This is a genomic window from Corallococcus terminator, from assembly GCF_049194865.1.
GTDB lineage: Bacteria > Myxococcota > Myxococcia > Myxococcales > Myxococcaceae > Myxococcus > Myxococcus terminator_A.
Window position 1 is genome coordinate 120623 of record NZ_JBLZWL010000096.1, and the last position, 9549, is coordinate 130171.

Sequence of the window (9549 nt, forward strand, 5' to 3'; positions counted from 1 at the left end):
CCCATGCTCAAGAACAACCCGGTGATGAAGAAGCTCGTCGAGACGGGCGAGGAGCGCGTCGGCAAGCTGGCGCAGCAGCTCCTGTCGAACGAGAAGTTCGTGTCGACGGTGCAGACGCTGGTGTCGCGCTCGCTGGCGGCGAAGGGCACGCTGGACAGCGCGCTGCGCTCGGCCCTGTCGGCGATGAACCTGCCGTCCACGGCGGACCTGGAGCAGCTGCGCGCGAAGGTGGACGACCTGGAGCGGCTGCTCGCGTCGGTGGAGAGCAAGGTGGACACCCTGGTGGCGCAGAAGGCGCCGTCCTCGAAGAAGTAAGCACCCGGAAGCGAGCCGGGGAGTCCAAGGCCCATGCGGCGCATCGCCTTCATCAACGAGAAGGGCGGCACCTGCAAGACGACGCTGGCGGTGAACACCGCCGCGTGGCTCGCGCGGGAGCGGGACTTGCGGGTGCTGCTGGTGGACCTGGACACCCAGGGACATGCCGGCAAGGCGCTCGGCCTGGACGTGCGCACGCTGCCTCGCAACGTCTTCCACCTGCTGACCGACGACGCCGTGCGCCTCCAGGACGTGGTGCACCCCTCGGCGGTGCCCGGCCTGGACGTGCTGCCCTCGTACAAGGAGATGGCGGACTTCCCCCTCGTCGTGGCGGGGGACGCGCGACGGGCCCACCGGTTGGCGGATCGCCTGGAGGCCGCGAGCGAGGCGGGTTACGACGCCGTCGTCTTCGATTCGCCGCCGTCCATGGGGCTCACCACGCGCAACATCCTCGTGGCGGCCACGGAGGTGGTGGTGCCCGTGGCGCTGACGTACCTGGCGCTGGATGGCTGCGCGGAGGTGGCGGACACGGTGCGGCAGGTGGGCGAGGCGGAGGGCCGTCCCGGGCTGAGCGTCACCAAGGTGGTGCCCACGCTCTACCGGAAGACGGCCCTGGCCACGGCGATCCTGGACCGGCTTCGGGCGTACTTTCCCGACTCACTGGCCACCACGCCCCTGGGCTACGACGTCAAGGTGGACGAGGCGCAGAGCCACGGGAAGACCATCTTCGAGTATGCGCCCCGGAGCCGAGGCGCGCGGATGCTGGCGGCCATCGCGGCCGAAATCCACGGCGGGCCCGCTCCCCGGAAGCGGAAGCGGGCACCGCGAGCCGGCTAGGGCTCCTGCTTCTTCTGCTGCTCGAACTGCTCGAGCTTCTTCTCCAGCTCTTCCAGCCGCTGGGTGAGCGACTGCATGTCGCGGCCCAGGGCAGGGAGGTTGCCGGTCAGGTTCTCGACGACGTGCTTGACGCGCTCGTCAATCTTGCGCTGCCAGTCCTCGAAGGCGCGCTGGCTGGCCTTCAGCAGGTCGGCGGGAGACAGTCCGCCCGCGGCGGCGGCGGCGGAGTCGGCGGCCTGCTGGGTGTCCTCGATGGCGGCCTCGGGGATGCCCGCCTTGGCGGCCTCCTCGCGACGCAGGAGCTTGTCGAGACGGGATTCCGCTTCCTCTCGGATGGAGGCGACGCGGGGGCTGACCTCTTTCTGGATGAAGCCGGAGATGGATTCGCCAGGGTGGCGGATGATCTCCCGCAGCACCGACAGCGGCATCTGGTTCTTCTTCTTCTCCTCTTCGAAGATGATCTGCGCGAGGGTGACCGACGTCAGATCTTCTTTCGTGCGGTTATCCACAATCCGCACTTCGGTGCCCTCCTTGATCATCGCGGCGATCTCATCCAGCGTCACGTACCGGCTCTCCACGGTGTCGTAGAGTTTTCGGTTCGTGTACCGCTTGATGATCTTCGGCTCCTTGCTCGGAGCGCCTGCTTGCTCGGCCTCGCTCATCGGTCTCTCCGCCCCTTTTGGGCTCGACTCAAAGCCAACTTCCATGTCTGAGTCTCGCAGGGGCGAACCTCGTACCAGAGGGGTTGGAGGCGAGCAAGCAGCGAGAACCCGACTCGCGGTACCCACCCGGTGGCCCTATACTGGTGCCCGCCCCAGGCCTGAATGATCGTCAAGTGCGCGCGGTGCCAGACGCGGTTCAAGATCCCCGACGAGAAGGTGACCGAAAAGGGGGTCAAGGTCCGCTGCACCAAATGTCAGAACACGTTCCGCGTCACCCGCGAACCTGGCGGGGAGGATGCCGGTGCGTCCTCGCCTCCCCCCTCGGCCGGGCAGGCCGACCCATTCGCCGAGTTCGGGGTCGCCCCCGACCCCAAAGGCGTGGAAGTCACGCGCCCCGGCTTCTTCGCCCAGGGGGTCGCGGCCACGCGCGCTCTCTCGGGAGGCTCGCCGTCGGAGAACCCCTCCTGGAACAGCATGGACGGGGAGCTCGACGACGGAGTCTTCCGCGAGCCCACGCGCATCGGTCCGATGCCCCGGCCGCCGCCCCAGGCCTCGGGTTCGCCCAGCGTCGCCACGGCGCGAAACGGGGGCGCCGTGCCCCTGCCGGCGCCACCTGAAGCCGTTCGTTCACCAGTGGACACCTCCACCGGGCTGTACGGTGGCGCGGTGCCTCCTCCCGTCGAGGACGGCGCGGCGGTGGCCTCGGGCGCCGTGCCCCTGCCGGGCTTCGCGCCGGGTGGTTCGGGGCCAGGAGTCGCTTCGCCGCGCGGTGCGTCACCGGGCGCGATGGCGCCTCGGGCCATGCCTCCGCCGCCTCCGTCCGCCGCGCTGCGCCAGGGTGGGAGCGCCGCACCTGCCGCCCGTGGTTCACCGAGCCCCGGCGCGGAGGATCCATTCGCGGACTTCATGTCCGCTCCGATGCCCGGGGGCGCGTTGGATCCGTTCGACGCACTGCCCGCGCCCGTGACGGGGCCGAGCATCGCCGACCGTCGACCCGTGGCTCCTGGTGCGAGGGTGGCTCCGCCGCCTGCTCCTCCCAGCGCGGAGGAGGATCCGTTCGCGTCCATCGACATCGATGACGCGACGATGACGGGGAGCCCCCCGGTCCAGGCTCCTCCTGCTCCTCCCAGCGTGGAGGAGGATCCGTTCGCGTCCATCGACATCGACGACGCGACGATGACGGGACAGCCCCCGTTCTCGTCGTCGGCACCGCCTTCGCGCGGTGCGCCGCCGGGTGCTCCGTCCGCCGCGATGGGGGCTCCGCAGGGCGCCCGTGCGGCCTCGGCGGGAGCCTCCGCGCCGCGTGCCGCCTCGACGGGAGCCTCCGCTCCGCCCTCGGCCTCGGTGGGAGCGGCCGGCGTTGCTGCCGCGCCCCGAGCTGGCTCGGCGGGAGCACCGCTCACCGCATCTCCCGCGCGTTCCGCCCAGGCAGGCGGCGCCTTCCTGGGGCCCGAGGGCGCGACGCTGCCTGGGCGACCTCCGCACCAGGGTGCTGCCCCGTCGGCCCGTCCGGCTGGAGGAGGTGCGGCGCCGTACTCCGCGCCCGAAGATGCGACAGTGCCTGGCCGTCCACCGCTGCAGGCAGCTCCGGGCGGCGCTGACCCGTTCGCGGCCCTCGATCTGGGCGATGCGACGGTTCCCGGTCGTCCACCGCTGCAGGCGGCTCCGGGCGGCGCGGACCCGTTTGCGTCCATCGACATCGATGCGACGGTCCCCGGTCGTCCTCCGCTTCAGGCGGCCCCGGGTGGCGCGGACCCGTTCACGTCCCTCGACCTGGGCGGCGCGACGAATCCCAGCCGTCCTCCTCCGTCCGTCGGCGCGAGCCCCGCAGCGCCTCCGGGCGCTCAAGACCTGTTCGACCTCTCCTCGGACGGCGACTACGGCGAGCACGCGGGCGTTCAGCCCTCCGACACCGGGCGTGCAGCGCTGTTCGGCTCTTCGTCCCACGACTCGCTCGGGCTCGATGACGCCCAGGCGCACTCGACGGGCTCGCTCCTGGACGACGTTCCTCCTCCGGAGGAGGGCCAGGACTTCGGAGGCGTCACCCTGGGCCGCATTGGCGGGGCCGGAGTGGGGCAGCGCGAGGTGCTCGAGCTGGACCCGCAGATGTCCGCCGCGCCCGTGGTCTCCGTGGTCAAGCCCACGGCCCGGCCGGAGGACGTTGGAATCCCTCAGGGCCGCCCGCCGAGCCGCGCTCGCAAGGTGACGGCGCTGCTCGTCAACCTCATGGTGGCCGCGGCGCTCGTGGTGGGACTGGGCGCGGTGGGCAGCGTCTACTTGAGCGAAGGTCGACTGGACCTGTCGGTGCTGTCGCCCGAGAACCTGCGCGCCCTCGTCGTCCCCGCGCCCAAGCCGCTGGTGGCGCTCGATGTCTCCAACGGCCTGTACGAGACGCAGGCCGGCCGCCCCCTCTTCTACGTCCGGGGCGACGTGGAGAACCGGACCGGCGCTGCGACGCACATCCGCGTGCGCGGCGCCCTCTTCGACGGTGACCAGCGCGTGCGCTCCGTCGAGGGGCTCGCGGGCGTGGTGGCCACTCCCGAGCAACTTCACGCCGTGGGCAACGCGGAGGCGGCTGAAGCCCTGCGCAAGCGCCTGGACGCGGGAGCGGTCTCCGTCGCGCCTGGGGCCCGCGCGCCCTTCCTCCTCGTGTTCCACGAGTATCCGGCGGCTCTCGGGAGCTTCCGGCTCGAAGTCTCGGTGGAGGCCGTCCCCGCGCCCGCCGCCGAGGCCGTCCCCGCACCCACCGAGGCCGCGCCGTCCCAGGCCCCCGCCCAGGCCGCGCCCACGGAGTAATCGCCATGCCCTCAGTGGACGACGCACGCAACGTCGCCAGGTTCCTCCACGCCCTGGGTGGAGGCGCCGAGGTGCGCCGCAAGGCGGCCGCGAGGGAGCTGGCCCGTGGAGACCCGTTCGACGCGAACGAGCTGGTGGGGCACCTCATCTCCCTCTCGCGTCAGGGCTGGGAGCCCGCCACCTGCGTGCTGTCCGACTTCCTGGCCGCGCTGGAGCAGGAGGCGGAGCACATCCCCCATGTCACCGAGCTGCGCAGGCTCGCGCACGTGCAGGCGCTCGACACGGTGGCGGACCTGTTCGCCCAGGGCCCCGCGAAGCGGGAGATGCACCCGGACGCCGCCGCGCGCGCCGACGCCAACGCCTTCTCCCAGTCACTGGGGCACCTCAAGCAGCAGGCCCGGCTCACCAGAGACCCCGACACGCTGTCGCGCCTGGCCACCGTCAGCAACCCGTCCGTGCTGCGCAACGTCCTCATCAACCCGCGCCTCACCGAGGACCTGGTGGTGCGCATCGCCGCCCGCCGTCCGGCCCGCCCGGAGCCGCTGCTGGAAATCTGGCGCTCCCCCCGCTGGTCCGTGCGCCACGCCGTGCGCCGCGCGCTCGTCTTCAATCCGTACCTGCCCCCTGAAATCGGCGCGAAGATAGTCCCGCTGCTCAACAGCAGTGACTTGCGCGAACTCCACTCGAGCGCCGCGCTGCACCTGTCCCTGAGAGAGCAGGCCGAGCGACTGCTGGCGGAAGGGGCCGCCTTGCTTCGGCCCACGCCGGAGGAAGCGCCCGAGCCCGCACGCGGAACCCGTCACCTGCACGACTGAACGACCGTGGAAGAGGAAGCGAGCAGCCTAGCGGCGGCGAGTTGAATCGTTCTCGCTGTACTCGGCGTCGGTGGTGCCCCGGCGCGAGGAAGGCAGCGACTTCGCATCGACCAGGTCATCGCCCTTGGACGCCTTGCGGAACGAGTAGACGAACTTGCCCACCGCGTTGCCGAGCTGACCCATCCGGGCGGCCGAGAAGACCACCAGCAGGATGAAGCCGAGGAGGATGAGTTCGCCGAGGTGAAGGCCCAACATGATGAACTCAGAGTGCAGCAAAGGGGTAGGGGAGGCAAGCCGCGCGTCTACCCGCTGACGCCCCTCCGCACTTCTGCTGCGCGGGAAGGCTCATCCAGCGCACACTGCGCCCATGCTCCTGCTTGCCCACCGAGGCGCCTCCGCCGACGCCCCCGAGAACACCCTCGAAGCCTTCACCGAGGCCGCCCGACAGGGCGCCGACGGCGTGGAGCTGGACGCCATGGTGTGCGGCTCGGGCGAGGTGGTGGTCTGCCACGACGAGCGACTGGAGCGGCTGGCGCGCCTTCCCTGGGAGGTGCGCCACACGCCGTGGTGGAAGCTGCGACGCGCGGACGTGGGGACACCCCTGGGCTTCGCTCCGGCGCGCATCCCCCTGCTGGAGGAGGTGCTGGAGGCGCTGCCGCCCCAGTTCGTCGTCAACATCGAGCTGAAGTGCGACCGGTTCGACGACGACGGCCTCTCACGCAAGGTGGCGGAGCTGGTGCGCCGCCAGGGGCTGGCCGAGCGCGTGGTCATCTCCAGCTTCAACCCGCTGTGCCTCTTCCGCCTGCTCGCCGTCGCGCCCGAGCTGCGGCGGGGCTACCTCATCGACCCGGACCGTCGCTGGGGCGTGCACGCGTACGCGGTGAGTCCGCTCGTCTCATCCCACTCGGTGCACCCCTACTACGAGGACTGCACTCCGGAGCGGGTCGCCACCTGGCGCGCCGCGGGGCTGCGGGTGGCCACCTGGACGGTGGACGACGCCGCGAGAGCCCGCGCGCTGGAGCAGATGGGCGTCAGCTACCTCATCACCAACCGGCCCGGCGCGCTGAGAGAGTCCCTGCGCGCCGCGGCCTGACCGCCGTGCCTAGAAGTCCAGGCCGAGCGTGGTGCTGAAGGCGAACACCGCGGGCAGGCCGCGGTCTTCGAGCGCGTTAGGGTTGTCCGCGCGAGGCGTCTCGACGCTGCCGGTGCGCGTGAGCGACAGCTCCGCGCCCAACTGCAGCACGCCGCCGATGAACCGCACGCCGCCGTAGATGCGCTGGTTCACGTTGTCGCCGAAGGACACCTTCGTGTAGCTGTCCGTGCCGGTCAGCGCCGCGCGCGAGTCGCCGCCGAGCGAGTCCTCGTAGCTGCGCGACGGGTCGAAGTCGAGGCGGCTGGTGGTGGCTCCGACGAAGCCCAGGTCCAGGCCTCCGTAGGGCGTCAGCGTCACCATGCCGCCCAGCGGGAACTGCTTGCCCACGCCGATGTCGAGGCCCATCACTGTCAGGCTCAAGTCCCGGGCGCCGAACAGCTTCGTCACGTGCCCGCGCAGGCCCACGTCCGGCAGCCAAGTGAAGCCCTCGTTGACGGCCCACTTCACCTCGCCCGTGGCCACCACCTGGCTGCTCTTCTCCACCCAGCCCACGCGCCCGCCCAGCTCCAGCGAGAAGGGCAGGCCCTTGCGCACGTGGAAGGAGGGGATGAGCACGGTGGAGGGCTGCTCCACGTTCTCCGTGGGGATGCGCACGCTGTCCGGCAGCGACACCACGGACAGCTCCGCGTTGATGGCCCAGGCCGAGTGGCCCGTCGTCTCCGGCGGCATCAGGTTCGCCGAGGTGATGGCGGCGCCCATGACGCGGGCGAAGGCGCGGAAGTTCGCGTTGGCGGCGGCGTTGGTGAGAGCGCCGCCCTCCATGGCCTTGGGGTCGCCAAAGTCCGCGATCCGCAGGTCATTGTCGTCCGCGTATGCGGTCGCTCCCGAGACACACGCCGCCAGGGCGAGCCACCGACTGAACGTCCGCATTCGAGTCACCGCCTCCCGGGAACCCGCCGGCCGGGGGCGCCCCACTGCGGCGGACGCTAACGCCAGCCCGCGAGGAGCGTCAACAAAACGGGCGGCCCTTCCGACGAGTCTCTCAAGGAGAGCCCACCGGAGGGGCCGCCCGGAAGGCGGCTGGCGCGTGTCGTCAGGCGCCTACTGCGGCTGCGGCTTCACCCCGCCGGGGCTCTGGCCCGTCACCTTCTGGGCCACCTCCGCCGGACGGCGGCGGATGACCAGGGTGCGGCGGCTGGCGAAGTCGGTGCTCTCGCGAGCCACCACCAGCACGTTGTTGTTGCCTTCCTTGAGGTTGAACTCCGTGGAGAACTTCAGGGTGTTCGGCTCGCCACCCTTCGGGTCCACGCCCTTGAAGTAGACCTTCTGGTCGTTGACCAGCACGTACACGTCCAACAGGCCGTTGGGGTCCGTCACCACGCCGGACAGGGTGAACTTCTCCCCGTTGGCCACCAGGCCGCCCGCGGACGGGTCCGCGTCCAGCTTGATGTCCGGCGGACGGCGCGTCGTCGTCCACGCCAGCTTCGGCGCGGTGGGCTTGCCCGCCTTCACCTCACGGGCGTCCTGGGCGCGCACGAAGCCGAAGCGGCCCTTCTCCAGCTCCACGCGGTAGAAGCCCTTGTTCGCGGCCTCCACGGGCAGCACCGCCGCGGTGCTCAGCTTCGCCACCGTGCGTCCACCCTCCACCGGCGAGCCGAGGAACTCCGTCTTCTCCGTGACGCGCACCACGCCCTTCTTCGCCTCCAGCGTGGCCACCGGAGCGTCCTTCACGGGCAGCTCCATCTTCTCCATGACGAACTCCTCCAGCGGCTCGTCGATGATGGCCAGCTTCAGCGGGAAGGTGTCGCCCTTGTAGCCCTTCTTCACCTCCACCTGGAACCGCGCCGTCTTCGTCTCGCCGGCCTTCAGCTCGCCCAGCTTGAAGCGACCCTTCTCGATGAAGATGTTCGCGTCCCCGCCATTCTTGATCTGCGTGAACGAGTCCATCGCCACGCCGGGGCCCACGTTCGTCACGTCCAGCAGCACCGCCACCGTCTCGCCGCGCTGCACCGTGCCGTCGCCGTTGCAGCTGGCGCAGTCGTCCACCACCTGCCAGTTGAAGGCGAAGGACGGCCGAGGCAGCTCCGCGAAGTTCAGCTCCGACACGCGCGTCTCCGGCAGCGCGCCCTGGTCATCGAAGAAGCGCACCGTCACGTCGTCGCGGCGGCTGGTGAGGTCCTTGGGCAGGCGCACCTTCACCTTCCAGGACTTCTTCTCGCCCGGGTTCAGCGCGCCGAAGAGGAACTCACGGCGGTCCAGGAACGCGTTGTCGCTCTCCGTCCAGGCGCGCACGCGCTTGAGCGGCTCGGTGCCCTTGTTCTCCGCCGTCACCACCATCTCCAGGAGCTCGCCGGCGTGAATCTTCGTGTCCGGCGTCGGCGTCAGCGTGCCCGTCAGCTGCACGTTCTTCGGCGTGGGACCGGCGCTCCAGTCCACACCCAGCGCGGCGATGGCGGCGTTGATGCGGGTCTCCTCCTCGCGGCGCTTCTGCTCGATGAAGCCCTTGCCCTGCTGGAGCTGCTGCTGCCGGGTGGCCGCCGGGGCCTTCAGCACGTAGTCCCGCGCGAACTGCACCTCGAAGTCCTCCTTGATCTCCTCCTGCGACTCCGCGTCCAGCTGGTCGTCCAGGTCCTCGCCCTGACCGGCCACGTCCAGCAGCGGGTCATTCTCCCCATGCGGCTTCTTGTCAGCGTCCTTGCTCGCGGCGACGGCCTTCGGATCCTTCTTCGGCTCCTCCTTCGCGGCGACGGCCAGCTTCTCCTGCTGCTTGGGGTCCACCTTCAGGTACTTGAGGCTCTCGCGCGGCTTCTCGCGGTCCAACACGTCCTCGCGCTTCTTCGCGACGGTGGTCGAGTCCGGGTTGCCGAAGTGCTGATCCAGGTCCGCCTCGCCCATGGAGCGGCGCGACGCGAACACGTCCACGCGCTCGTCGGTGACGCGGGTGGGGACGAGCTGGATGTCCGGGACGATGCCCACTTCCTGGATGGAGACGTCGCCCGGCGTCAGGTACTTGGCGATGGTCAGCTTCAGC

9 protein-coding genes are annotated in these 9549 nt (G+C 70.6%); 5 read left to right on the forward strand and 4 right to left on the reverse strand.

Annotation, left to right across the window (positions count from 1 at the left end; translation table 11 throughout):
* The first annotated feature begins 3 nt into the window (after positions 1-3).
* Entirely contained in the window at positions 4-315 is a 312-nt protein-coding gene (locus tag ACN469_RS29565; RefSeq protein WP_498773204.1) for a hypothetical protein, read from the forward strand.
* Between the two features lie 33 nt (positions 316-348).
* On the forward strand, positions 349-1152 hold the full coding sequence (locus tag ACN469_RS29570) for a ParA family protein (protein ID WP_498773184.1): 804 nt from the start codon (positions 349-351) through the stop codon (positions 1150-1152).
* On the opposite strand, the gene ACN469_RS29575 is transcribed toward ACN469_RS29570, so the two are convergent.
* A complete protein-coding gene (locus ACN469_RS29575; RefSeq protein ID WP_498773186.1) occupies positions 1149-1814 on the reverse strand; it encodes a polyhydroxyalkanoate synthesis regulator DNA-binding domain-containing protein in 666 nt (221 codons plus the stop codon). The genes ACN469_RS29570 and ACN469_RS29575 overlap by 4 nt on opposite strands.
* 162 nt (positions 1815-1976) lie before the next feature.
* Between ACN469_RS29575 and ACN469_RS29580 the strand changes: the two genes are divergently transcribed.
* Entirely contained in the window at positions 1977-4610 is a 2634-nt protein-coding gene (locus ACN469_RS29580) for a zinc-ribbon domain-containing protein (protein ID WP_498773188.1), read from the forward strand.
* 5 nt (positions 4611-4615) lie between these two features.
* Positions 4616-5425, forward strand: coding sequence for a hypothetical protein (locus ACN469_RS29585; RefSeq protein ID WP_498773190.1), 810 nt, complete (start codon positions 4616-4618; stop codon positions 5423-5425).
* 27 nt (positions 5426-5452) lie between these two features.
* Here ACN469_RS29585 and ACN469_RS29590 read toward each other — a convergent pair whose 3' ends face one another.
* Positions 5453-5680, reverse strand: a complete 228-nt coding sequence (locus ACN469_RS29590) for a twin-arginine translocase TatA/TatE family subunit (RefSeq protein ID WP_498773192.1) — start codon at positions 5678-5680, stop codon at positions 5453-5455.
* Positions 5681-5792: 112 nt separating this feature from the next.
* Between ACN469_RS29590 and ACN469_RS29595 the strand changes: the two genes are divergently transcribed.
* Complete coding sequence (locus ACN469_RS29595) at positions 5793-6518, forward strand: glycerophosphodiester phosphodiesterase (RefSeq protein WP_498773194.1); 726 nt, start codon at positions 5793-5795, stop codon at positions 6516-6518.
* 9 nt (positions 6519-6527) lie between these two features.
* Here ACN469_RS29595 and ACN469_RS29600 read toward each other — a convergent pair whose 3' ends face one another.
* Complete coding sequence (locus ACN469_RS29600) at positions 6528-7448, reverse strand: hypothetical protein (protein WP_498773196.1); 921 nt, start codon at positions 7446-7448, stop codon at positions 6528-6530.
* A gap of 171 nt (positions 7449-7619) precedes the next feature.
* Positions 7620-9549, reverse strand: a 1930-nt coding sequence (locus ACN469_RS29605; RefSeq protein WP_498773198.1) for an MXAN_5808 family serine peptidase, incomplete at its 5' end; no start/stop codon positions are given.

Excerpts from the sequence above, each read along its gene's own strand:
- ACN469_RS29565 (WP_498773204.1), top strand. The coding sequence starts at position 4 with ATGCTCAAGAACAACCCGGTGATGAAGAAGCTCGTCGAGACGGGCGAG.
- ACN469_RS29570 (WP_498773184.1), top strand. The coding sequence starts at position 349 with ATGCGGCGCATCGCCTTCATCAACGAGAAGGGCGGCACCTGCAAGACG.
- ACN469_RS29575 (WP_498773186.1), bottom strand. The coding sequence starts at position 1,814 with ATGAGCGAGGCCGAGCAAGCAGGCGCTCCGAGCAAGGAGCCGAAGATC.
- ACN469_RS29580 (WP_498773188.1), top strand. The coding sequence starts at position 1,977 with ATGATCGTCAAGTGCGCGCGGTGCCAGACGCGGTTCAAGATCCCCGAC.
- ACN469_RS29585 (WP_498773190.1), top strand. The coding sequence starts at position 4,616 with ATGCCCTCAGTGGACGACGCACGCAACGTCGCCAGGTTCCTCCACGCC.
- ACN469_RS29590 (WP_498773192.1), bottom strand. The coding sequence starts at position 5,680 with ATGTTGGGCCTTCACCTCGGCGAACTCATCCTCCTCGGCTTCATCCTG.
- ACN469_RS29595 (WP_498773194.1), top strand. The coding sequence starts at position 5,793 with ATGCTCCTGCTTGCCCACCGAGGCGCCTCCGCCGACGCCCCCGAGAAC.
- ACN469_RS29600 (WP_498773196.1), bottom strand. The coding sequence starts at position 7,448 with ATGCGGACGTTCAGTCGGTGGCTCGCCCTGGCGGCGTGTGTCTCGGGA.